We start from the raw sequence: 25,157 nt of genomic DNA on the forward strand, positions 1-25,157 counted from the left end.
CTATAACAATATCATGTCTAGCATGGCTCATACGTTGATAAGTAACCCCAAGGAAACGATTTATGCTGATTGAACATGACATTACTGACGTTTGTGTTGGAATGTATGTGGTCGAAATAACCGAACCCAAAGATACGTTTTCGCTCGCTAAACCTGGTGTGCTTAAAAGCGAACGAGTCATTGAAGCATTAAAGCGAAAATCGGTTACTAAACTGCTTATTGATACCAGTAAAACTGAAGTTATTGTCGAAAAAGCTGAGCAAAAAATCAGTGTGCCTAAGTCTCAACCGCCTCGTAAACTCACGCCTGCACGCACCGATGTTAAAGCAAATTTCTTTAATCAAGAAATAGTGAGAGCACGCCAAGTGTTTAATGAGTCAAAAGACATTCAAAAAAAGCTGTTTCATAATGCACAGCATGGTTTGCCTCTGGACATGGATCCGGTACAAAAAATTACCGCTGAATCCACAGATTTAATTTTTAATAATCCAAATGCTTTGTCATGTGTGATTAATATTCGTAATAAAGATGAATATTTATTAGAACATTCTGTGTCTGTGTCCGTGCTGATGACCATGTTTGCCGTGTACAAAAAAATTGACAAAGACATTGTTAATCAATTAGCTATTGGTGCATTTTTACATGATGTTGGAAAAATCATGATCCCCGACCGCATTCTGAATAAACCCGATAGGCTAACTGAAGAAGAGTTTCATATTATGAAAACTCACGCCAGTTACTCAATTGAGATAATGAAAAATACCCCAGGCATTAGTGCACTGAGTTTAGAAGTAGCCAGTTTGCATCACGAAAAACTAAATGGACTAGGTTACCCATTTGGCGTACCAGCGGAAAAAATAACCCTTTACGGCCGCATGATCAGCATATGCGATATTTTCGATGCACTGACTTCACACCGCTGTTATAAACAAGGTTATGCCCAGGTCAAAGCGTTCAGTATTTTACGCGCCTTAGCTGAAAACAATGAATTAGATAAAGACTTAGTTGACCAGTTTATTCGCTGTATGGGCGTTTATCCTGTCGGCTCAGTAGTACAACTTGAGTCAAACAGATTGGCTATTGTTCAAGGCCATAATTTACAAGATCCTATCCGGCCACTGGTTAAACCGTTTTATCATTTAAAACCAGACCATTTTGAAACTGGGCAAAAAATTGATTTAGCCACCGTCACTGACGACATCATAGTTAAATGTGTTCGTGCTGATGACTTTAACCTGAACATGGAACAAATTATTGAGTTCTTAGCGAACGAAGGCTAACAAATAAAACCAGCTCAATTGGCCACTAATGGCTAATTGAGCTTTTTACTCTCTGACTTATTTAGCTTATGCTCACTCACAAGACTATTTTGATGATTTAAATAATTTAGGCAATTAACGAGTGCCCAGCACTTCAAACACATTATGGTTAAACCCGCTTAACCATCAACCTGCCAATATTCACTATGCACTACTCTAAACATCTTATTCATGATCTAACTAATGGTTAACATATACCCAGCAGCCTTACCATTACCTATCAAAGTATGCTTGCAAGCTATTGAAGTCCCATTTATCCACATCTCTCAGTTTATGACTTCGTTTGTTGAATTTATTCCCGGTGGCATCACTGCGAGCTTTTCTACCGCAATGCTACTAGCCAGTATTGTGGCTGTGGTATTGGTCGCCATACAGTTCAGCGACAATAAAAGTGTCAGCAAACCTACAACAGATAACAAACGTTAACCAACTCAATGATTGTCAGCCGTTATTTTGTCAGCATAGCGGCTAAATCAACCTTAAATCAGTGCCTTGATTCTCGCTTATTGCGAGTGAAAAAATAGGTTATGTTGATGCAATACAATATTGCTTTGTACGATATCCTGAGTCATCAATCGACACGCTTCGTCGGCTTCAAAATGATATCCCAAAGATTTCCGGTTATCGGTAAATGAATCCACTAAGTTATCTGCATGATACAAACTGTATACAGAAGTCCTAAACGCATCAGGAATAATAATGTAACCTTTATCGCCAATCAGATTTGCTTAACCTGCATCGGAAAAACGTCATTAAACACACCATCACCTCAGCACTTTCACCAAAAAATCACGTCATCATCTACGCCAGTTTGACAAATATGAGCATCAACATACAGATTATCGATATCAGCGTTAAGAAAGTAGTCCGCTATCGCTAACGGATAAATCTTGACCCAATAATGCTGCAATTCCTCCTCCACTAATAATGTCCTAGTTTAATCTAGTCATTCATTTTACTTCACGTTAACTCTATAGTCAGACGGTGTAATCTATGCCATATTCACTACAATACGTCTAGGATTGATTAATGAATAGTTTCAACGAAATATCATCATATTTTTGCATTGACGGCCATTAAGTATTGGCTGGGTGTGCTACTTTAATGGATAGATGTTTAATGGTAGATATTTAATATTATACGACAAGGGCCAATGCAAACTCTAATCCATGACTATATCAAAGCAATATTACCGCCTAGGCCAAACGATAGCCATAAAATGACTTTCGGCAACGTCCTTAATATTGCTGGTTCAATTAATTATCGCGGTGCGGCTTATCTGTCGAGTATATCGGCGTTGCGAGTGGGTGCAGGTTATGTGACTTTAGCCAGTAGCCCGATTGTGTGTGACAGTGTGAGTGCATTAACGCCCAATGTTGTTACCCTGCCGCTGTTGATTAGTCCAACAGAAAAGGATCATATTCTCACCCAACCGACTGATTTATTGTTAAAACAGCTGCCATCGACCAATATGCAATCGATGGATGTACAAACAATCGATGCAAAAGCCGTGTTACAACTTCGCGATAAACTCACCCAAGCCAGCGTCATTTCTATAGGCAGTGGCTTAAGCCTTGGCCAAAGTACTGACCAACTCAGCGTTAACGCTATTCATAATTCTCTCGATAATAAAAACCATAGCAATAACCATTTAAATAGCTTAATCGTTCCTGAAGGTAATAGAGGTTTTTTTTATGCACTGCTCAGGGAAATTCAAACTAACACTAATCCAGTGATTTTCGATGCCGATGCGCTTAACTTTATCAGTGGTTTATCTCACGCTAGCGGCACAATGCAAACACCAATAATCCTACCCAAAAACAGCATTATCACTCCTCATCCAAAGGAGTTATCTCGATTATTAAATGTTGATGTCAGCAAGATCCAAGCTCAACGAGTCTATTATGCCAATATTGCAGCCAAACAATATAAAACAGTGGTCGTACTTAAAGGTCAACACACCGTGATTAGTGATGGCGAGCGAGTCTTCATCAACCCAACGGGTAATAGTGCGCTAGCCAAAGCAGGCACTGGCGATGTGTTAACGGGTATGATAGCTGGATTTTGTGCTCAGGGTGCTAGTCCAATTAATGCTGCGTGTTTAGGGGTATATTTGCACGGTTTAGCGGGCGACATTGCCGCAAAGGATTTAAGCCAATATAGCGTGTTAGCGAGTGATCTGCTTAACTATATTCCTCAAGCTATCTTAAAAGTATTAACGCTTTAATCATAAATATTGTTGTTACTCAATAGACGTGAGATGAATAGCAATGCTTAACCTTTTTAGCCAATGCAAAGCGCCTTATAACAAGCGTCACTTTTGAGTCGACTTAACAATCACAATCCAACATACTCACTTAAGTTATCAATGCAACACAATGAAAGCGCTGGCCTAATAGTTTTTCTGAAAAATATCAGACCGATATAGCCCCTCCGATGTGTACCTGCGATCTGTAAATAGGTTACGTTTACTTGACCTAACTATATTATTCATCCACTCTTACTTTAATCCGTTTCTTGTTGTTTTATCCATTATTAAACATCAGTAAATTAATGATTCCAGAGCTGGATGGGAGCAACTGGGATACTCTGGTACTCATCCAAACTGAACGTGGTTTGTGTTGTTATTCCTAGATATTAGCCGTAAAAACACAGTAGTAGACCCACAGCTAAATATTCAATAACAACGATAGATTCCCATGTTACGTCGTTTACTCGTATAATATCGACATAGCTATAAACAAAGCTCCAGTCATCACACATTAACAGGCCTATTCATGTCAGCCGAACTACTCGAAATTCAAAGCTTTATTGCTCAACATGCCCCCTTTGATCAACTTCCAGAACAAGCCATCATTGATATTGCTCAAAGTGTTGAGATCTCTTATTACCGTACCGATAGTATGATTGTTAACTTTAATGACAGGATTACCGAACTTTATATGATCCGCAGTGGCGTCGTAGAGTTATATCGCCGTAAAGGTGAGCTCTATAATCGTCTTGATCAAGGGCAATTATTTGGCCAAATGGGTTTACTGACTAATAATAAAGTGCGTTTTCCGGCCAAAGCAGTAAAAGATACTCTCGTGTACTGTATTCCAGAGTCAGTGTTCAATGACTTGTGCGAAAATTATGATGATTTTGCAGATTTTGTTGAGGCTGAGGATACCACTCGGTTAAAACAGGCGGTAAAAGGTAAAACCGTTGATGCCAATGCATTGACCACCTCTAAAGTGAAAACCTTACTGACTAGAGAGCCTGTTATTCTGCCTTGTAATAGCACGATACAAGCCGTTGCGAAAATAATGGCCGAAGAGAATATTTCAGCCGTATTAATCAATGATCCAGATTTAGACGATCAACAAGATAGTAGTTTCGTGGGTATTATTACTGAACATGATCTCTGCGCTAAGGTTATTGCTGCGGGAGTCAATGTAGATAGTCCTATTTCACAAGTCATGTCGACCGATTTAATTTCACTGGATCATAACGCATATATATTTGAAGCGATGCTACTTATGCTCCGTAATAATATTGATCATCTGCCTATTCTTAAAAATAAAATACCCATAGGCTTAATTGAAGTTGCCGATATTATCCGTTATGAGTCGCAAAATAGTTTGTTATTTGTCAGTAGTATTTTCCAGCAGAAAAGTTGCGAGGATCTAGTGTTGCTTTCTTCACAGTTAAAAAGTTGTTTTGTGCGCATGGTTAATGAAGATGCCAATTCGCATATGGTCGGACGGGCAATGTCTGAAATCGGCCGTAACTTTAAGCAGCGTTTATTAGAACTTGCAGAAGAAAAATTCGGCCCGCCACCGGTTCCCTACTGCTTTTTAGCACTGGGTTCAATGGCACGTGATGAGCAACTGATGGTAACCGATCAAGACAATGCCATTATTCTGGATAATAGCTATAAAGTCGCGGTGCATGGTGAGTATTTTGCAAAGTTAGCTGATTTTGTGTGTGATGGGTTAGCCGCTTGCGGTTACAGTTATTGTACTGGAGATATTATGGCCAGTAATCCTGAGTACCGAAAAACTCGCTCAGAATGGGAAGAGTGTTTTGGTGACTGGATAGAAAACCCAAACCCGAAAGCTTTATTAAACTGCTCTATATTCTTCGATCTTACCGGGGTTTATGGTCGGGTTAAATGGGCTGAACAATTAAATGCATTTATCTTGAGTAAAGCCAAGAAAAATAACCGCTTTTTAGCTTGTCTGGCGCACAACGCCCTCAACCGCAAACCACCACTGGGGTTTTTTAAAGATTTTGTAATGGAAAAAGACGGTCGTCACAATAACTCCATCAATTTAAAACGTCGTGGTACTGCGCCATTAGCAGACTTGATCCGAGTACATGCGCTAGCCATCGGCTCACAATCGCAAAACTCATTCGAACGTTTAGAGGATATTATCGACGCGGGTATTCTGCCCACCTCAAAGGGTGAAGACTTACAACATGCCATGGAACTTATCTCTTTGGTGCGCCTACGGCACCAATCATCCGATATTGAATCTGGAATTGAACCTGATAATAATATTGAACCAGAAAGTATGTCTGATTTTGAACGCCGTAATCTTAAAGATGCTTTTTTAGTGTTAAGTAATGCGCAGAACTTTTTGAAATATCGCTACAGTTCCAACAAACTTTAAAGGCTAACTCATGACTAATTTCAGTAAACAGGAGATTTTAAACTGGCAAGCCTTTCTAGAATTAAAAGTGCAAAACAGTAAAGATCGACGCTTGCATGATTTTTACCATGCGGGAACTTATCACAATGAAACGCCATTAAGTGATATTGATTTTGTTGCACTGGACTTTGAAACAACAGGCTTAGACTCAGAGCAAAATAGCATCATTAGCATTGGTTTAGTGCCCTTTACGTTACAGCGTATTTTTTGCCGTAAAGCAAAGCAATGGTATCTCAACCCACAAGATAAACTCCAAGAAAACTCCATTATTATTCACGGTATAACCCACTCAGATTTACAAGGGGCGCCTGATCTATTATTGATTTTGGAACAGCTTTTAGATCAATTAGCCGGTAAAGTGGTAGTGGTGCATTATCGACATATTGAACGTGATTTTCTTAATCACACGCTACGCTTGTTAATTAATGAAGGAATTGTTTTTCCGGTAATAGACACCATGCAAATTGAAGCGAATTTGCACCGGGCGGAATCTCAGAGTTTATTTAATTTCTTTAAGCGAAAGCGTCCACATTCAATTCGGCTTGCTAATAGTCGTGAACGTTATAACTTACCAGCATATGCTCCTCATGATGCATTAACCGACGCTATTGCCACTGCGGAATTACTGCAGGCACAAATTAAATATCACTTTAGTCCAGACACTGCGATTAAAAATTTATGGTTATAACACCTCTAACCTAAATTAAAAATGCATAAAAAAAGCCGATGAATTAATCATCGGCTTTTTTATTGCAAGTTAAAAACTAGCTTTTGTTATGCTTTTCGGTACGCATACCCATCAATAAACTAACACACATTATTAATAGAATAATGGTGAACGGTAATCCAGTCGATATAGCACCCGCTTGCAATGCTTCAATCGCCTGAGTACCACCAACCCAAAGTAATACAGCTGCAATTGCACCTTCTATTACGGCCCAAAAAATACGTTGTGGGATAGGAGCATCAATTTTACCACCGGCAGTAATACTGTCGATGACTAACGATCCTGAATCTGAAGAGGTAATAAAGAAAACCAATACCAATAGCACGGCTAACATTGATAACAGATTACCTAATGGCAACGAATCAAACATTTGGAACATAGCAAGCGGCACGTCAGTTAACCCCTCACTACCTAATGTGCCTACATTATTGATAACTTGATCAATGGCGATACCACCAAACACAGACATCCATAAGATAGTCACTACCGTTGGCACTATTAATACTGTGGCAAGGAATTCACGTACTGTACGACCTCGAGAGATACGCGCAATAAACATACCTACAAATGGTGACCATGAAATCCACCAAGCCCAATAGAACACAGTCCAACCATGCATCCAAGCTTCATCTTCACGACCGATAGGATTACTCAATGGAATAATATTCTTAATATAACCCATTACCGTTGTTGGAATCGTTCCCATAGAAACGGCGAAAGTAACAAGTGCAACAAAGATGAGCAAAGCAACAGCAAGTAACATATTGATATTACTTATTACTTTAACTCCACCTTCAAGGCCTCGGACTACCGAAATAACAGCCAGCATCGTTACTACAACAATAATAGTAATTTGTAAGGTGAGGTCAGCTTCAATGCCAAACACATGTTGGAAACCAGCAGCAGCTTGCTGAGCACCTAAACCTAATGACGTTGCAAGACCGAATAATGTGGCTAATACGGCTAAAACATCAATGATATGTCCAGGCCAACCCCAGGTGCGGTCTCCTAAGATAGGATAAAAAGCTGAACGAATAGACAGTGGTAAACCTTTGTTATAGGCAAAGAAAGCCATAGACAAAGCAACAACACCATAAATTGACCAAGGGTGTAATCCCCAATGGAACATCGTTGCGCCAAGAGCAAGTTCCGCGGCTTCTGGAGTATTGGCTACCACATTCAATGGTGTTTCAAACCAACCAGTATAATAGGCCAAAGGTTCAGCAACACCCCAAAACATCAACCCAATCCCCATGCCAGCAGCAAAAAGCATCGCAATCCAAGAAAGTCTTGAATAATCAGCTTTTGCGTCATCTCCACCTAAGCGAATTTTACCGTATGGTGAGATAATTAATCCCAGGCAGAAGATCACAAAAATATTGGCGGACCACATAAAGAGGCTATCAAATGTGCCGATTATCTGCCATTTTAAACCATCTAAAAACTCTTTTGATGTTGCAGGATCGATGATGAGTATTGCGATTAAAAAAGCAGTGATTAAACCTGCACTAATCCCAAAAACGGCGTTATGTATATCAAAACCCCATTTTTGAATGTTATCTTGCCCAACAGTATAATCGGTATTATCTATACTGTACTTATCCTTATTCATCTTCATAAAACCTCTGTTAGAGCGACCCGACACTCTCAAAATGACGGCCGATATAATTTCTTAGACGGATTTTAGCAAATATAGCTGATAATTTCAGGCTTATTTAAGATTCTGAGTTATTTAAAAATCTGATTTATTTAAAATAAAAGTCACTATTCATTATTATAATTCCGCACGAGATCACACATTGCGGAATTAATGTCCTATTCTCTTTGACAGTATTTGTTATTATTCATCAACAGATGAATTAACGGAATTTGAAATGGCAGATAAACCGGGAAGACCCAAAGGAGAGACACAAACTCGCGCCGCACTCATCGACGCCGCAAAAGGCTGTTTTCTTCACAATAGCTATGATCGGGTATCTATTCGCGAACTGGCTCGACGTGCTGGTGTTGATGCTGCAATGATCCGTTACTACTTTGATTCTAAGGCTGGTTTGTTTGAAACCATGGTAAGAGAAACCATAGCCCCCGTAGCCAGTGTATTCCGACACGATTTAAACAACCAAAAAGACACTCCTGAAGCCTTAATGCGGGCTTATTATCGAATAATGGAAAGAGCCCCTGCACTGCCAAGGCTCATTTTCCAATCATTGAATCAACAAGATAGTGATCAAGCATTCACCATTGTATCCAATGTCATTCATGAAATGATTGGTTATGCCGGCGACTGGATTAAAGAATTATCCAACCAACAAAAAATTAATCCGCAGCTCGATCCCAAATGGGTCCGCTTAAGTTTTCTGAGCTTAATGGTTTTCCCACTGATTGCGCCTAAAGTGTTACTGAAAGAATTAGACTTACCTCTTAGCGAATCCATGCTGGACCAGTTGCTCGCCCATAATATGCTGGTGATGAATCAAGGCTTATTCCAAGAGCCATCAACACTATCTTCAGGATCAGGAGTTTAATGATGATACCTCATCTATTTTGTTTAGTGATTATTTTACTCCTTACAGGTTGTACTGGGGAGGAAGGCGACCGTGCAATGGGATTAATTGAACGAGACCGAATGATGCTTTCTGCCCCTGTTGCCGAGCAGATAAGCTCGATTGTGGTTACAGAAGGACAAAAAGTGAGTACTGGAGACCTGCTTCTTCAACTTGATCCGCGCCACGCACAATCGCTAATTAATCAGCGACAAGCGAGTCTGGCTCAAGCACAAGCAAAACTTAATCAATTGCAAACGGGGACTCGTTTAGAGCAACTCGCTGCCGCCGACGCTGCAATGCTTGCTGTACAAGCCCAGGCGCAAGAAGCAGCCAGAAGCTATTTGCGCATGAAAGATCTGTGGTCTAACAAAATTGTCGCAAAAGCTGATTTTGATTCAGCCAAAGCAGCAAGGGATCAAACCGCAGCGCAATTAACTCAAGCAAAACAACAATGGTTAGAGCTTAAAAATGGTACTCGCAGTGAAGAAGTACTCCAAGCACAAGCTCAAACCGACATGGCGCAAGCATCGCTAGCCGATGCACACCACTCTTTAGCCGAGTTAAGCATTCGAGCACCTAAAGCGGGAGTGGTAGATGTTTTACCTTGGAAGCTTGGCGATAGAGTCGCAGCCAATGTTCAATTAGTCACACTGTTGGCCAGTGACCGACTTTATGCGCGAGTATATTTGCCCGCCACAGCTCTGGGGAAATTAAATAAAGGTGACCTAGTGCCAGTATGGATTGATGGCCATAATCAACCCGTAACAGGAACCGTACGCAATATAAGAAGTACTCCGGCCTTTACACCTTATTTTGCCCTCAATGAACGAGATAGAGCCCGGTTAATGTATTTAACTGAAATAGACTTACCCATTAATGAAAACTTGCCGATCGGTTTGGGTGTTGAGGTTCGATTACCATGAAACAAGCCGCTTATGCCATCGAAACAAAAGGATTAACCCGTCGATTTGGTGATTTAGTCGCCGTAAACCAACTCAACTTACAAGTGCCTAAAGGCAGTATTTATGGCTTTCTCGGTCCCAATGGCTGTGGTAAATCAACCTTAATTAGAATGTTAACAGGGTTACTAAAGCCCAGTGCTGGCGAGGCGACTATTTTAGGCTTACCGCTGCAAGGTAACGAAGAGTCGCTTAAAAGCAGAATAGGCTATATGACGCAGAAATTTTCCTTGTATGACAATTTAACAGTGTTGGAAAATTTGCGCTTTGTTGCGGCCATCTACAGTGTTAAAGATAAAAACCGTATTACCAGCTTACTGGAACAATATGGCCTTGAGCAGCAACAAAAGCAATTAGCTGGCACCATGAGTGGAGGTCAAAAACAACGCTTAGCGTTAGCCTGCGCTACGATGCATCGCCCTGAACTGTTGTTTCTTGATGAGCCCACTTCAGCCGTGGACCCACAAAACCGTCGGGACTTTTGGGAGCATCTGTTTGATCTCAGTGACAGTGGCACAACTATTTTAGTGTCGACACACTATATGGATGAGGCAGAACGCTGCCATCAATTAGCCATTTTAGAAAATGGTATCAAACGAGCTAATGGAACCCCGCGTGAGTTAATGCAATCAATGGGGGCCACGGTTATCGAAGTCAGCGGCGATAATATCAGGGAATTAAAACAGAAACTGACTGCTGTTGACGCCGTTATTTCAGCATCTCAATCGGGTACCCGCTTAAGGGTACTCGTCAATGAGTCTATAACAGAGCCGTTGCAGTTTCTGAGTTCAGTGTGCGATCAGCACCAACTTGAAATCGTTCGCCCGAGTCTTGAAGACGTATTTGTCACTAGCACCGGAGGTCGACATGTGGGGTAGATTAATTGCCATTGTCTTCAAAGAAATGAAACAGCTCTCTCGAGATCGAATGACATTTGGCATGATTGTAATGATCCCATTATTGCAATTAATGTTATTTGGTTATGCCATTAATACTGATATTCGCCATGTGCCCGCAGGCATTATCGACATGAGCCAAACCACCTATAGCCGAGCGATTACCCAGACCATAGTGGCTACGCAAGCCGTTGACTTTAAACATCAATATGACTCTATCGAACAAGCAGAAAAAGCCATCACCAACGGTGAAGTAAAAGCCGTACTTTATTTACCGCTTGATTTACCCCAACGCTTGTTAATCCATCCCGCATTTGATTCAAAACAAAGGCCGTCGCAAATTACCCGGCCAGTAGGACAATGGTTATTAGACGGCTCCGATACTATGGTTGCCGCCACGATCAGAGCGCTGAGAAATTTACCACTGGACGAAGTGGCTAACCGTTCAGCCACAATGAATGTACCAACATTTGAAGTGGTCGAATACTTTAATCCAGAGCAGCGATCAGTGGTTAATATTGTGCCCGGCTTACTGGCGGTTATCCTAACAATGACGATGATTATGTTTACATCTGCGGCAATTGTACGTGAGCAAGAGCTGGGGAATATGGAGTTTTTAATTGTAACACCAGTGCGACCATTGGAACTGATGTTGGGTAAAATCATTCCGTATATTTTGGTTGGGCTCATCCAAGTAGCAATTATTCTCAGTGCTGGTCATTGGATATTCTCAGTTCCGGTGCGCGGTGGCTTAGATTCGTTATTCCTGGCGTCTTTCTTGTTTATTTGCGCCAGTTTGGCATTAGGCCTGGTCATTAGCACCATAGCTAAAACTCAGCTTCAAGCGATGCAGTTAACCATTTTTGTGCTGATGCCATCTATTTTGTTGTCTGGATTTATGTTCCCTTATGAAGCAATGCCGATTGGGGCACAATGGGTAGCCGAAGCGCTGCCTGCAACTCATTTTATTCGTATGGTGCGAGGCATTGTGCTCAGAGAAGCACAAGTGATGTCATTAGGCAAAGATGCACTGTGGTTACTCGGCTTTACCTGTATTGGAGTCTTATTAGCGGCGAAACGCTTTAATAAACATTTATAAACGACCACTAGATCTACGATCAACGACCTTAAACGGCTCGATTATAGAACCGACGTTGTCCGGCTAGAATCAAGCCATTACTACATATTGCTTCAACGCGATAACAAGCAAATGTAGCCCTCACGGATAGAGCAGTCTGCTTGTTGTCATTTCTTAATATCGATCGATATCACTTGCCATATCAGAGAGACAGCAAGCCACCTCTTATATTTACTACTGTATAATGGCTTACTGTAACCATTTGGATAATCTATGTTTTAAATCGACTTAATTGTTGTTTTAGCATATGCACTTCATGCTCCAGTCGGTCTCTTTCATCGAGTAATTGTAAAATTAAACCAATACCACTCCAGTCGAGGGCCAAATCACGTTGAATGCGCGTGGCTTTTTTAACTTGATGTAAATTCTCAACACTAAATTGCCATTGCTCTATCACCTCGCCCTGCAGCGGAATCGCAATACTGTGCTCTACAAGCTCAAGTAATAATGCCGAGCTAATTTCGCTGCATTCACACAGTTCATCACTGCTCAACCAACAATCTTGTTCGCTTATATTAATCTGCAGCATCGTTATTTACTCCAACTGGCACGAGGGTCGAATGTATTTTTTTCAGCTAATTCAGTCCACAAGGGTTTGCTTGTATCGTCTGATAACGTTGGCACCACTATTTTAAGTACTGCAAATAAATCGCCCTGCTCTTTTTTACTCAATAGCCCTTTACCTTTTATACGTAACCGCTGCCCTGATTGACTATTAGCTGGGATACTTAATTGAATATGCCCCGTTAAGGTAGGCAGTTTAACCTTAGTACCCAACACCGCTTCCCAAGGTGCCACAGGCACAACAATAGTCAAATTTCGACCATCAACGTCGAATAAAGGATGAGGCGCAAAACGAATTTTCAAATACAAATCGCCGTTATCGGCTTTGGTTTGCCCTGGTCCGCCTTGGCCTTTTAGACGAATACGTTCGCCATTATTCACCCCGGCGGGAATGTTCACTTTTAAGGATTTAGGATGATCAACCACATGACCATGAGCATCGCGTTGTTGCAGGGTAAATGAAACAGGCTTAAGGGTGTCGGCCAATGTTTCTTCTAGAAACATCGGGAACTCCATTTCGATATCTTGACCTTTAGCGTGCTGAGTTTGACGAGCTTGATGTGGTCCGTTTGGGTCAAAGCCTGAATGCCTTGCACCAAAAATTGAATTAAAGAAATCAGAAAATTCTTGATCGTTTTGAGGATCGCCTTGCTGTTGCCCCCAATCTTGCCCACCAGCGGCGCCAGCTTGATCAGCGTAGTGATGTTGTGACCTGTTTAGATGATGATGACGAACTTCATCATATTCAGCACGCTTTTTAGCATTATGCAATATCGCATAAGCTTCACCAATTTCTTTAAATTTTGCTTCTGCATCAGCATGTTTACTGACATCGGGATGATATTTCACCGCCAGTTTTTTATAAGCGACTTTTACCGCTTTATCATCCGCTTGCGGATCAATGCCCAATACCGTGTAATAGTCTTTAAAATTCATTTTATCCCCTAACAAAAACAAGTTTGCAACGGAGCGCCAGACTGCTTTGAACACATTAACACTAATGAGTTTAGACCCACAGAGAAACAACACGCTTGATCAACTCTACTACAGTACTCCTCGTTTAATTAATAAGCATTAATTAATAAAAAATAACCGCTTACAGAGATAAAATCTTGAATATAGGCTCATCATTGTCACTATAGATGCTTATTGAGCCTCACCAGGCTTTGGTACATCATGCTTATTCACATTTTGTTCCGCAGATATGTCTTTGGCCCACTCATGCTCAGATCCACCCCCGTCAATACCTTGCTGTTGGGTACTTTGGGACGGAGTAAACGACAGTCTAGTCAGTAAAGGAAAATGATCCGAACCAATCGAAGGTAAACGCTGAATGTGTTGCAAAGTAAAATGTTGGCTATGAAATAAGTGATCTAATGGCCAGCGCATAAATGAGTAATCTGCATGGAAAGTGTTAAATGCCCCACGGCCAACACGTGGATCAAGCAAACCACTAATTTTACGAAATAGTCGAGTCGTGGCAGACCAGGCTACATCATTAAGATCGCCGGTCACGATCACGGGCTGGTCACTGTCTGCGACACTTCGAGCCACTATGACTAATTCAGCATCTCGCTGTGCCGATTCAATATTTTCTGTTGGGCTTGGTGGTGCTGGATGGAGAAAGTGCATCCGAATATGGTCTGTGGTGCGTAAGGTTAATGTTGCATGTATCGATGGCACATCCTTCTCAACCAAATAACATACTTGTTGTTCGCCTAAAGGTAAACGAGAATAAACGTGCATCCCATAGAGGTTATCAAGAGGACATTTAATGCTGTAAGGCATCTCTGCTTCTAATACCTTAAGCTTGTCTTGCCACCATTGGTCAGATTCAAGTGTGACCAGTACATCCGGCTTATGTTCATTTACCAATTGGATCAATGCTTCGGCATTACGATTAGGCGTGAGCACATTAGAGGTGATAATACTGAGTTGATTGTCGACATTAAACTCAGTGGACGTTTTAACCTCTTTGGGAAATAAAAAAGTATAAGGCAATATCCAGCTAAGCTGCCAAATTAAGCACAACGTGGTGATCACCGCTAATAGCAGCGTACTGAGCATGTGAATGTCGAAAAAAACCATATCAGCAATCAATAGCATTGTGGCTAATATCGACAATTGTAATCGGGGAAAATCCATACTCCTGACAATCCAATGCGGATGCCGCGAAAGAGGCAGTAAAGTCGCCAGTAACATTAACACAGTAAAAAATGTCAGTATCGTAAACATAGAAAGCCTAGTTTTGTATGGTTAATCTTAATCTCACACTCTTTGCCAGATTATTGAAATAGCGGCCTACATTCAAGACTAAAAAAAGGGTTTATCAATAATGTATCTTGATAAACCCCTTCACAGTCGTTAAGCAAATTATTTGCGACTTAACTGCGGCGTTTTACCTCAGTAAGCATGCCGAGAACTAAACTAATACAAGCAAGTATTAAAATAATAGCAAATGGAAGTGCTGCGATAATGGTAACCGACTGAAGTGCTTGAATCGAATCAGTACCGCCAATCCACAACATCACCATCGCGATTACCGCAGAGATAACCGCCCACACTATTTTTTGCTTCATCGGTAATTCCAACTTACCGCCTGCGGTCATACTATCGACCACAATAGAGCCGGAATCTAAGGTCGTCACAAAGAACACGATAATCAATACAACCGCAATAATGGACAACAAATCACCCATTGGATAAGCATCGAGCATGTAGAATAAACTCAAGGAAACATCGGTAATACCTTGCTCTGTTCCTAGCTGGCCAACCTTATCAATGATTTGTTGAATCGCGATGCCACCAAAAAAAGACATCCAAGCAGTGGTCACTAAAGTAGGGATAATCAACACACATGCCAGAAACTCACGTACGGTGCGGCCACGCGAAATTCGCGCAACAAACATACCAAAGAAAGGCGCATACGCTATCCACCAGGCCCAGTAGAATACCGTCCAACCGTGTAACCAGCTGGTGTCTTCACGGCCTGAGTTCTGGCTCAGTGGTATGATGTTTTTAACATAACCAACAACGCCTGTTACCAATGAATCAAGCACAGTCGTGAAATTAAGAATGCTGATAAAGCCCAGAAATATAAAGGCAATAATCATGTTGATGTTACTCAACAGTTTAACCCCGCCATCCATGCCACGCACCACAGAGAGAATAGCCAGCCCCATAATGAGCAGAATAATCGTCAGTTGTAGATAAATACTATTTTCAAAACCAAACACATGGCTTATACCGCTGGCCGCTTGAGAACCACCTAAACCCAGTGACGTTGCAAGACCAAACAAAATAACCAGTACCGCCATAATGTCGATCACATCACCGATTTTACCCCAAACTTTATCACCTAGTATGGGATAGAAAACCGAGCGCATAGAAAGCGGTAAGCCCTTATTATAAACAAAATAGGCCAATGAGAGTGCAGTCATGCCGTAAATAGCCCAAGCATGAAAACCCCAATGAAATACCGCGGCGCCGAGCGCTAATTCACGGGCTTCTGGTGTAAATGGTTCCACGCCGAGGGGGGTGCCAAACCAATTAGTATAAAACGCTGTTGGCTCTGCCACGCCCCAGAAAATAAGGCCAATGCCCATACCTGCAGCAAATAGCATGGATATCCAAGAAATAGTTGAGTAGTCAGTGGTGGCGCTGTCACCGCCCAAGCGAATTTTGCCTAATGGGGAAAAGGCTATCGCAAGGGCAAAAATGAGCATAATGTTAGCAGTCCACATGAACACGAAGTCAAAGTGAGATAGAGCGGCTGCCTTCACTGAATCAATGGCAGCTTTGGCATCAGCGGGTGGAAAAACCAGTAGAGCCACAATAAACAAAATGGATAACCCGACAGAAACGGTGAACACGGTGTTATGAACATCCATGCCCCACTTTAAAATATTATCTTGACCGACTTGATAATCAGTTGAGTCGATACTGTATTTTTTTGATTTAAATTTCATAATTAAAAGGTTTGCCTATTAGACATAACGAATATGGAGACCAACTCCATTTTGAGTTGTATTGATTATATTGTTAATAAATACAAGGGAGTTTGTATATCATCATTTACGCAGCGGTTTTATTTACATCAATGGGGGAACCCTTATCGCGTAAATATTTGGCTAAACAGATACGTGTAAAGTATACGTTATCAAGGTGCCCTACTGATATAAAAAACAGATAAATTGTCTGAGTCAATCTTTGTGGAGAGATCCTCAAACTCTAGAAAAAAAGCCTATTATAATCAACGGATTTTTGTATTTAATGTGGCGAAGGGATAGCCTGCTCTGCTCTTTTTAATAAAAAGACAAGAGGAACCCGTGGGTTCAAAGTCCTATCTTTCGCCAAAACAAAAAAGCCTCATCATTTCTGATGAGGCTTTTTCGATAAATGTGGCGGAGGGATAGGGATTTGAACCCAGACTCTCGAATTAAATATTTAAAATAGTCGTTTAAATTCATTTAGTTGCAGATTTTTACACCATCAAACTCTGCAATTGTTAACTAAGATTGACTTTATTCCTGAAGTTGAAATAAGTCAATAATTATGGACCTTTAAAAGCGCTAATTTGTGCATCTAAAAATTTAATCATAATGAAGTATAAGTCGAACGGGACTGATTAAACTCAACTAGCCCACAAGCGCCTGCTCGCTTTGGCACCAACCCAAAGGAAGCGAAGTGCAAACCCCAAACGCCAGAAAAAAGAAAAACAGCTCCCGCTGGTTTTCGTTAGTGTTTGCTTTGCTCCCAAAGAAGCCAAACCTTCGGGCAACTAGTACCGTTGAAGAAAGCTTCTTTGGGTTTAGTTATTTGAAATCAAAATTTAAGGGTTTTATTATGCTATTTCCCGCACCTTATATAAATTGTTTCACCACCGCCTTCATACAGGTTTCTTGATTCATCAATAATTTCCATATGCTCTAAACACTCTTTCGGTTTATTTTTAAAAAGACTAATTAGTTTTTTCAACCTTCTCAAACTTGGTTTTTTTTCACCTGTTTCTGAGAAATCAACAGCTTCAAAAATAAAATATACTCCTTCACCATTAGATTCCTCAATTGTTTTTAACCAATCAGCATAATAGTGGTTTTCATTTATATCTAAAAACCTGTTGTCGATACTAGTGCAACCTAACAACATAGTATTTAAAGCAAGAAATAAGGGAAATAGTTTATTCATAATATTCTCTTCTGTGCCAATCATAAATGTAAGGAACATTGGCTGTCATTGCGATACCTGTATAAGCCGCTGTTGGAACCATCCCAGCTAAGCTCCAAGCTTGGAAAGCTGTATTATAAGTTTCAGTCCCTGAAAGTACCATGCCAGTCATAGAGTCATAACCTTGAAAACCAACTAATTTCGAAATATCAGAATTCCAAAAGTCATGACCTTTAGAAATAGCATTCATGCTTCTTGCCCATGTTGAACTTTTATTTTCAAATATGGTTCCTTCCATACCTGAATCTTTTGTCAAATTTGTAAACCAGTTACCATCTCCAGCATCTGTACCTACAATCTGCGACATATCTCTATTTGAGTAGGTCATCAGTTCACCATGCTTGTTATATACAGGAGGTCTATTACCTTCAATTTTTGTTGCTCTAAGTTTCAACATATTTGTTCGTTCCTTGATATGTTCCCATCCTAACCTAGTCATAGAAAGAGCAAATGAAAGCTTAAAGCCTTCCCGGAAGCTCCCCCCTGTAGCTTCACCTGAAATACCACCTGCAACGCTATTAGACATCACCCGAGAAAAGTTCCATGTATTACCATAATGAGCAGCAATTCCACCAAATATTGCACCACTAAATGCCCCTTTCAAAGCTCCTGTTAGAGAACCTTTTAGACTTCCAGTCATCAGTGCTCCACTAACAAAGCCACCGGCTCCGCCAGCTATTCCCCCAGTTACAATTCCACCTGCCGTAGTTAATGTTGCTGCCGAAGTTGCTGTTGCAGCAGTTCCCCATGTAGCTCCCCATCCCGCAACCCAATTAGTGGCAGCACCATAAGTAGCAACAACGGCAACTACAGCTAAAATAGGTTTCCACCAGTTTTTAACAAATTTTTTCAGCCCACTGAAAAAATAACCACTCGGATCGGTATAGCTCATCGGATTATTCAACACATAGGAATAACGATTGTAATTCTGGCTATTCAACGGTGCCTGAATAAAGGGATCTGCTTGCAAGAATCTACCCAAGGTTGAATCGTAAATACGCCCACCCATATGAATAATATCTAAGTCTTTTATGTGCTTATGGCCTGTATATCCTCTGTCTGTCGGTTCGCTGGTCGTAAAACTAGCCAACGAACTATGAAGATACACAGCGGTACGTTTACCCCATGGGTCATAAATCGCTTGCGAGACGACTGCGCCACTGCCATTGGTTGTGGCGATGACCGAGCCTTGATGGTCTTTGTGTAGATAAAAAGTATCAGTTGAACCATTGCTTCGTTGGGTATAGACAATATCGCCGACATAAAACTTATGCTCGGTTAATGTACCTGCGCCACCCGTACGATATACCTTTTCATAATTACCTAAATAGGTTGTCTGATAAGTCACATTTTTGCCATTTTCGACATACGTATCAGATTTATAAATAAGCTCACGCTCAGGCCCATATTTCATGGTAGAACTACTGCCAGCTTTCGTGATTAATGTTGGCTTGTCGTAACTACCATAAGTAAAGGTGCGGGTGCCATCAGTTTTACTATTGCCGTTGGCATCGTAAAAAAACTTATATAATTGCGCTCCAGAGGCTGATTTGACCTCATTAAGCTGGTGCGGTTTAGTTGCATAGTAGGTGTAATTGCCCACACCCGTTTTAAATTTAATATTACCCCAGTCATCATAATTGAAATCTTGATACGTTTTACTACCATTCGCAATACTAATTGTCCTGTCTTCTAAACGGTCTGTCAGGTAGTCATAGCCATACGTTTCTGTAAAGTCGGTAATGCTTCCAGGGATTGAACCAAATTTAGTCCAGCGGCTGGTTACGAAATAATTGTGGGTGTCTTAATTATTGTAATTACGCATGATTGGTTCAGATTTCACTATTAAGCCCCGTCTTTATAAACATCAGGGCAGTATAGCCGCTTCTAGCAGTAAATAAGTCGCATCAAAAGCAATGATAAGACTGAGAATGTTGTACAGAAAACTAATGCCAAAAAGCCTTCGGTGAGCAGAGTATGATCTTGACTCACCGGAGGGGTACATACGGCCATGTTAAAGTACTTTATTTAATGCGATACTTTCCTACGACCTCGGTTAATATGACCTTCAGTTTTTCAAATTGGGCAACTCCCATGTCAGTCATTTTAAAATCTCCTACCTCAGAATAAGTTAACTTTGATTGCTGTTCATCTTCCCTGAACATAACTTCAACATATTGCCCTATCAATCCATTACTTACACGCTTCAGATCAATGTAATAACTGCCCACCATCCAACATTTATTAGCACTTTCGTCTTCTTGTTCATAATTATCACTAACAAAGCCCAATGCTTTAAGATTAGTGCATAGGGCCATATATTGCTGTTCAATATTTAACTTGTCAGTATTGAAGCTTATTTCAACATCGGTCGTTGGCAGACATCCACTTAATGCCATTAAGATAGTTGAAAACATCAAAATCCTTAACATCCACTTATCCTCAAATCACTATAAGTTGTGGTGATATAAAAAAACGGAGCCATTTTTTAACAAATAACATAACTCGTTTTCATGGCTTTGGCGAGAGGTATAGTCGATATACTCAACTCACCTCTTTCTATCAATATGACTAATACATTAGATTTAAATTAGTAGTTTACTAACTATTTTCGAAGTTAGGAGCAGCAGAAAATCTTGATATCAATCAAGTATAAGGAAGATGGTGGTTTTTCAAGAATTAATGCTTAAGCGCACAGCTAGCGCTGACAATTTTTGGTGCCTTGTCGTCGCTTCGGTCTATATGCTCACAATGTTCACTTAATGCAGGTAATACCCCTACTGCAACGTCGTATAGTGAGCTAAATTCGGTAGTGATTTTTAACCCGTTTTCGGCAGGAATATTAAATCTGTTTAGAATGTATTGGCTATGAGAAAGTTAATTATGTTGAGTGAGAATCCGAACCTTTTTTAAACATTGTAAGTATGTTTTACAACTGATTTTATTCAGTAATTTATCACTTCATGGTTCGTTGGAAGTAATCCAGTATTGTAATCATTCATTGTGAGCAAAAAATACTCATGCGGTTGCCTCACCCAACTGAATGTGTTTTACAGAGATTTTTTGTTGTATCTGCATTTTCCAAGGCATGGTTTAAATCAGTCATGGTTGCTATCGCGCTTCTTTAACCCCTCCTCATTCATTGAAAATTCAACTAAGCAATGCTGACATTTAATCACTTTACCATCAATCAAATCTTTTACCGTGTACTGTATCTTATGGCCACAATTTGACGTTGGACAAGGAATTCCAGGTTCAATATTTTCAATCATTGTTATTTATCCTATAGTAATTTTAATGTGTTTTATCAATGGATTCGAGACTGTAATAGTTCCCTTCCCTTTCGTTAATTGTGCAAGAGTTGGATATTTGATTATTCTCGTAACTGCATTAAGTAGCATGTCGTCTCTTCTAACGTTCAATAAACCCTCGTCAAAAACGATGCCTCCTATTATTTGAGCAAGTAACATAACTCGTTTTCATGGCTTTGGCGAGGGTTACGGTAGATGTGATCAACGCATCAATTTTTATCGATATGGCTAAAATATTATCGTTAAATTAGTGATTTATGGTCATCTAAGAAATTCAACAAAGCAGAAAATCTTGATATCAATCAAGTAGAAGGAAGATGGTGGTTTTCAAAAAATTAATGCTTAAGCGCACAGCCAGCGCTGACAATTTGCCACGCCTTGTCGTCGTTTTCACTCTAAATGCTCACAATATTCGGTTAATGCAGGTAAGGCACCGACAGCACCTTTAAATAATGCACCAAACTCTGTGGTGATTTTAAGCCAATTCTCTGCAGGGATGTTGAGTCTATTCAGAATATTCTGACTGCTTGAGCTAATGGCGCCACGCTTATCTTCTCGAATAATCCGACCGATATCTTCAACCAATATTATGTAGTCTTTTACGCTGAATATGAGTCCATTAGGCCTATTGAGTCGCTCATTACCCACAAACGGTAATAGCTCAGATGGTTGCTCGCCTTTCATTGCTGAATTGATACGGCGCTGAATACTGGTGTAATCTGAGGTTTCAGGAGTTGCAGCCATTTTGGCTCTGACAGGGTTTAAATCGACATAAGCCATACAGGCTAGTACTGCGGCTTCATCAAGCAAAGCCTGAGATTTAAACCTGCCTTCCCACAAATTTATTGGGAATAAATTTGAACAGCTTTAGCTGGCCCGACGGGTGAGTGCCATGGATGGCAGCGAATAGAATCGGCCTGTGCACTTATCTTCTTTGTTGGTCATTCTGGCGATGGGCTCACTGAGTGAGCGCATAAACCAACTGATATCAATTAAGCGTTTACGGTATTCGGTAATGCATTCATTAACCGTTTGAAGCTCAAACTGGTTAAGGTCTTCCTCTTTTAGGTATTTATGCATAAGTAACGTACCTTTGAAGCCCTTGTGCTATTGAATGAGCACTTCTTTATCTGACCACAGTTTTGCTTTATCAGCATGAACTTTTAACACCACATGCAGATGGTTACTCATCACGGCGTAGGCACAAATATCAATAGCAAAAATGGTCGCTAACTCAAGAATACGAGCATCAACCCGCTCACGCCGATGCTCAAAATTTTCACCAGTGGCATTATCAATTCCACATAGAAATGCCTTACGTACCACACGAGAACAGCAGTGATAGTAAGGCGTATCTTCAAAGCTAACGATAGTTTGTCTTGGTCTGGCCATCTTTAATTACCATATCGATAGACTACCCGTTCCGCGGAGCCCTTAACTTGCTCTTTCAAAAGGTCTGTTTCATCGCAAGCGGCTTAGCTTGGTCATATTTATTCGTATTTTATAATTGATATAATTTACCAACATTTTTTGTCTTGATAGTAAAGCGAGAATGATTAATAAAATTTCAATGAACAGTGTACCGCCTGATGAACCGCCTTTTTCAGAGTTATCAGGTGTTGGTGTGTCTGTTTCATCATCCTCATCGTTTCCACCAGTATCTGTATTACCTTCTTCATCATCAGTTTTGATATTAATTGAAAATGGCACGCTAGATGTTGTTTCTGTGCCATCTGAAACAGTGATAATGATATTGTCTATATTTGTATTGAAATCTGCTGGGATTTGACCATGAATTTCACCATTTTCAGAGTTAAACTTCACCCAGCTAGGTGTTTGGTTAATGGAGTAGGTTAGCTTATCCATGTCTTCATCCCATGCTCTGGTTGGAACATAAAGATACTGATTAGCTTCCAATGTCGGGCTATCAATATCTAGCATGATGGGAGGCCTGTTTTCATATGGTGTTTTACATTGCTCACCGTGAACCACTTGAGAAACTAAGCAGCTTTGGTTTACAGTAAACATTTCGTAGCCATTTAGGTATGATTCATATCGGAAATAATAATGACCGTCAAAATATAAATTTTTCGAATCAAAAGTTGTTTCGTTGTAAACATTTGGAATTTTTATAGTGTGCCAACGGTCATACTCAGGCATATATACTGCTAATTGAAGCAGTCCATCTAAAAGTGTAACGGGTAGAAATATCCAGCTCTTTGGGTCATTATCAAACGTGAATGGTGAAATAGACATAAACATATTAGAGATATTTAAACTACTCAGTTCAGTATTGGTATTATTTGAGAGCAAAGAAAATCTAAATTTCCCATTCTCTAATCTAAAATGGTACGCGCCCTTATTCGTATAAAACATAGATTCTGAATTAAACTGAGAATAGTCATCATGTAAAATCGTTAAGTTGTTTGTGTTAAGATCTAAAGACTGCAACTTCGAAGTGTAACCATTAGCTCCATATAAATAGCTTGAGAATATTATTTTATTATCAAGATACTGTATGTTTTGAGTGCTTTCATCTTCTTCAAGCGAATATAACTTTTCAGATTTTTCAGTTTGGCAATCGAAAGAGTAAATGGAAAGTGTTTGTTTAGGAACATAATCTTGATTATATGTTGCTTTAAGGTAATAAAATTTACCATTTTTATTATCTAAGTGATATACATCATAACTGCTGGATAGGAGATCTATTGATTGTATGAGAGTATATTGACTGCCATTCCATTTGTTAAAGTTCATTTTTGTTTCAGTATCATATGAAAAATTCGGAGATACAACAAGTTGCCCACACTGATACACCGAATCAGCCTCTAAACCTAAATCACTAGTTGAGAAAGATTTATTTGACTGTGTATCAATAATTCTTAATTCATTAGCGCTAGCTTCTACAAATAATCTATTTTCATCTGTGAATAACAAATTATTTATCCAGCCTCCTGGGATATCTCTTTCATAATTAAATACTTCGCTAGTGGATTGAGCTAAATTATCATATTTGTTTACTTTTCCATTTAACAAATAAAAGACATCGTTTTCCATATTTTTTATAGCGTTATTTCCGTATTTAGGGTAATCGGTAGGTAAGGTTTGGTTAATTACTTCCACCCCGTCTTCAACCGACATTTTAAAAAATACATGGCTTCCATTTCTTTCATTAAAACCTAAGTTTTCTAAAGATTTTATTTTATCGTCTAACCAACCATAAGCAAAAATATGTGAATTATTTATACTAGAAAAATTAATGTCACTTGAAACTGTTCGCATGCCTTTCTCTACGCTTGAAATATAGTCAAATGTTTTAGTGGTATTGTTGAATGTATGTAACCCATTTCCATAACTATTTTCTTTTAAGATTTTATCAACAAATAATTTGTCATCATGGATAAATGATTGAGATATATAATTAATTTGACTGAAAGATGTATCTAAAAATGTCATTGTTTCTGGTGAGTAAGTCTTTATGTGTTCACCATTATTAGCACAGTAAAAATAAACCTCGTCATCTGTTTGATTTATGTAACTTACTCGATTTTCATTAGCTGTTAATTTTATTTTTGTTAACGTGTTATCACTACTTAATGAAAAAATATCGTCTGGGTCATTACTGTGAGGACTGCTATTTCCTTTTATTAATAGTTGGTCTTTTATATAGTATATTGATAAATCTCCCCAATAATTTTCCACTTTATCCCTATAGATAAAATCTGATTTTTTAGTTTTATTGTTATATTTAAATAGATTATAAGTGAGTACGGATTC

19 protein-coding genes and 1 pseudogene are annotated in these 25,157 nt (G+C 39.8%); 9 read left to right on the top strand and 11 right to left on the bottom strand.

The features are described 5' to 3' along the window. Window positions 1-62 precede the first annotated feature (62 nt). Window positions 63-1,280 (top strand): cyclic di-GMP phosphodiesterase, encoded by a 1,218-nt coding sequence (locus EGC82_RS12470; RefSeq protein ID WP_124731052.1) that lies wholly within the window; start codon window positions 63-65, stop codon window positions 1,278-1,280. A gap of 222 nt (window positions 1,281-1,502) precedes the next feature. Continuing rightward, window positions 1,503-1,745, top strand: coding sequence for a hypothetical protein (locus EGC82_RS12475; RefSeq protein WP_124731053.1), 243 nt, complete (start codon window positions 1,503-1,505; stop codon window positions 1,743-1,745). A 352-nt stretch (window positions 1,746-2,097) separates the two neighbouring features. On the opposite strand, the gene EGC82_RS21730 is transcribed toward EGC82_RS12475, so the two are convergent. Continuing rightward, window positions 2,098-2,229 (bottom strand): hypothetical protein, encoded by a 132-nt coding sequence (locus EGC82_RS21730; RefSeq protein WP_279629998.1) that lies wholly within the window; start codon window positions 2,227-2,229, stop codon window positions 2,098-2,100. A gap of 243 nt (window positions 2,230-2,472) precedes the next feature. Between EGC82_RS21730 and EGC82_RS12480 the strand changes: the two genes are divergently transcribed. The 3 genes from EGC82_RS12480 to EGC82_RS12490 all read left to right on the top strand — a co-directional run bounded on the left by EGC82_RS12480 (window position 2,473) and on the right by EGC82_RS12490 (window position 6,701). Beyond that, window positions 2,473-3,546, top strand: coding sequence for an NAD(P)H-hydrate dehydratase (locus tag EGC82_RS12480; RefSeq protein ID WP_124731054.1), 1,074 nt, complete (start codon window positions 2,473-2,475; stop codon window positions 3,544-3,546). 550 nt (window positions 3,547-4,096) lie between these two features. Next, entirely contained in the window at window positions 4,097-5,974 is a 1,878-nt protein-coding gene (locus EGC82_RS12485) for a DUF294 nucleotidyltransferase-like domain-containing protein (RefSeq protein WP_124731055.1), read from the top strand. A 10-nt stretch (window positions 5,975-5,984) separates the two neighbouring features. Then, complete coding sequence (locus EGC82_RS12490; RefSeq protein WP_124731056.1) at window positions 5,985-6,701, top strand: 3'-5' exonuclease; 717 nt, start codon at window positions 5,985-5,987, stop codon at window positions 6,699-6,701. A gap of 76 nt (window positions 6,702-6,777) precedes the next feature. On the opposite strand, the gene EGC82_RS12495 is transcribed toward EGC82_RS12490, so the two are convergent. Further along, window positions 6,778-8,358 carry a BCCT family transporter gene (locus EGC82_RS12495; RefSeq protein WP_124731057.1) on the bottom strand — a complete coding sequence of 527 codons (1,581 nt, stop codon included), beginning with the start codon at window positions 8,356-8,358 and terminating at the stop codon, window positions 6,778-6,780. A gap of 256 nt (window positions 8,359-8,614) precedes the next feature. Between EGC82_RS12495 and EGC82_RS12500 the strand changes: the two genes are divergently transcribed. The 4 genes from EGC82_RS12500 to EGC82_RS12515 are packed head-to-tail and all read left to right on the top strand — an operon-like array spanning window position 8,615 to window position 12,240. Then, window positions 8,615-9,265 carry a TetR/AcrR family transcriptional regulator gene (locus tag EGC82_RS12500; RefSeq protein ID WP_124731058.1) on the top strand — a complete coding sequence of 217 codons (651 nt, stop codon included), beginning with the start codon at window positions 8,615-8,617 and terminating at the stop codon, window positions 9,263-9,265. Beyond that, window positions 9,265-10,209 (top strand): HlyD family secretion protein, encoded by a 945-nt coding sequence (locus tag EGC82_RS12505; protein WP_208646899.1) that lies wholly within the window; start codon window positions 9,265-9,267, stop codon window positions 10,207-10,209. Before EGC82_RS12500 ends, EGC82_RS12505 begins: the two co-directional genes overlap by 1 nt. Beyond that, a complete protein-coding gene (locus tag EGC82_RS12510; RefSeq protein WP_124731059.1) occupies window positions 10,206-11,123 on the top strand; it encodes an ABC transporter ATP-binding protein in 918 nt (305 codons plus the stop codon). Before EGC82_RS12505 ends, EGC82_RS12510 begins: the two co-directional genes overlap by 4 nt. Then, window positions 11,113-12,240: an ABC transporter permease gene (locus tag EGC82_RS12515; protein ID WP_124731060.1), complete on the top strand. Its 1,128-nt coding sequence runs from the start codon at window positions 11,113-11,115 to the stop codon at window positions 12,238-12,240. The genes EGC82_RS12510 and EGC82_RS12515 overlap by 11 nt, the downstream gene beginning before the upstream one ends. A gap of 250 nt (window positions 12,241-12,490) precedes the next feature. Here EGC82_RS12515 and EGC82_RS12520 read toward each other — a convergent pair whose 3' ends face one another. The 9 genes and pseudogenes from EGC82_RS12520 to EGC82_RS12565 all read right to left on the bottom strand — a co-directional run bounded on the left by EGC82_RS12520 (window position 12,491) and on the right by EGC82_RS12565 (window position 25,082). Next, on the bottom strand, window positions 12,491-12,808 hold the full coding sequence (locus EGC82_RS12520) for a chaperone modulator CbpM (RefSeq protein ID WP_124731061.1): 318 nt from the start codon (window positions 12,806-12,808) through the stop codon (window positions 12,491-12,493). 2 nt (window positions 12,809-12,810) lie between these two features. Beyond that, window positions 12,811-13,779 carry a DnaJ C-terminal domain-containing protein gene (locus tag EGC82_RS12525; protein ID WP_124731062.1) on the bottom strand — a complete coding sequence of 323 codons (969 nt, stop codon included), beginning with the start codon at window positions 13,777-13,779 and terminating at the stop codon, window positions 12,811-12,813. Between the two features lie 210 nt (window positions 13,780-13,989). After that, the gene (locus tag EGC82_RS12530) at window positions 13,990-14,988 is read right to left on the bottom strand and encodes an endonuclease/exonuclease/phosphatase family protein (RefSeq protein ID WP_244212463.1); all 999 of its coding nucleotides are present in this window, start codon (window positions 14,986-14,988) and stop codon (window positions 13,990-13,992) included. A gap of 239 nt (window positions 14,989-15,227) precedes the next feature. Further along, window positions 15,228-16,811: a BCCT family transporter gene (locus tag EGC82_RS12535; RefSeq protein ID WP_124731064.1), complete on the bottom strand. Its 1,584-nt coding sequence runs from the start codon at window positions 16,809-16,811 to the stop codon at window positions 15,228-15,230. Between the two features lie 880 nt (window positions 16,812-17,691). Continuing rightward, window positions 17,692-18,030 (bottom strand): hypothetical protein, encoded by a 339-nt coding sequence (locus EGC82_RS12540; protein ID WP_124731065.1) that lies wholly within the window; start codon window positions 18,028-18,030, stop codon window positions 17,692-17,694. Further along, on the bottom strand, window positions 18,023-19,672 hold the full coding sequence (locus EGC82_RS12545; RefSeq protein ID WP_124731066.1) for an RHS repeat domain-containing protein: 1,650 nt from the start codon (window positions 19,670-19,672) through the stop codon (window positions 18,023-18,025). Before EGC82_RS12545 ends, EGC82_RS12540 begins: the two co-directional genes overlap by 8 nt. Before the next feature lie 421 nt (window positions 19,673-20,093). Beyond that, a complete protein-coding gene (locus EGC82_RS12550) occupies window positions 20,094-20,486 on the bottom strand; it encodes a hypothetical protein (protein ID WP_124731067.1) in 393 nt (130 codons plus the stop codon). A 1,284-nt stretch (window positions 20,487-21,770) separates the two neighbouring features. Further along, window positions 21,771-22,772: pseudogene (locus EGC82_RS21575) on the bottom strand (transposase). Between the two features lie 69 nt (window positions 22,773-22,841). Beyond that, entirely contained in the window at window positions 22,842-25,082 is a 2,241-nt protein-coding gene (locus tag EGC82_RS12565) for a putative Ig domain-containing protein (RefSeq protein ID WP_124731068.1), read from the bottom strand. Window positions 25,083-25,157: the final 75 nt, after the last annotated feature.

This window comes from Shewanella livingstonensis, from assembly GCF_003855395.1.
Taxonomy (GTDB): Bacteria; Pseudomonadota; Gammaproteobacteria; order Enterobacterales; family Shewanellaceae; genus Shewanella; species Shewanella livingstonensis.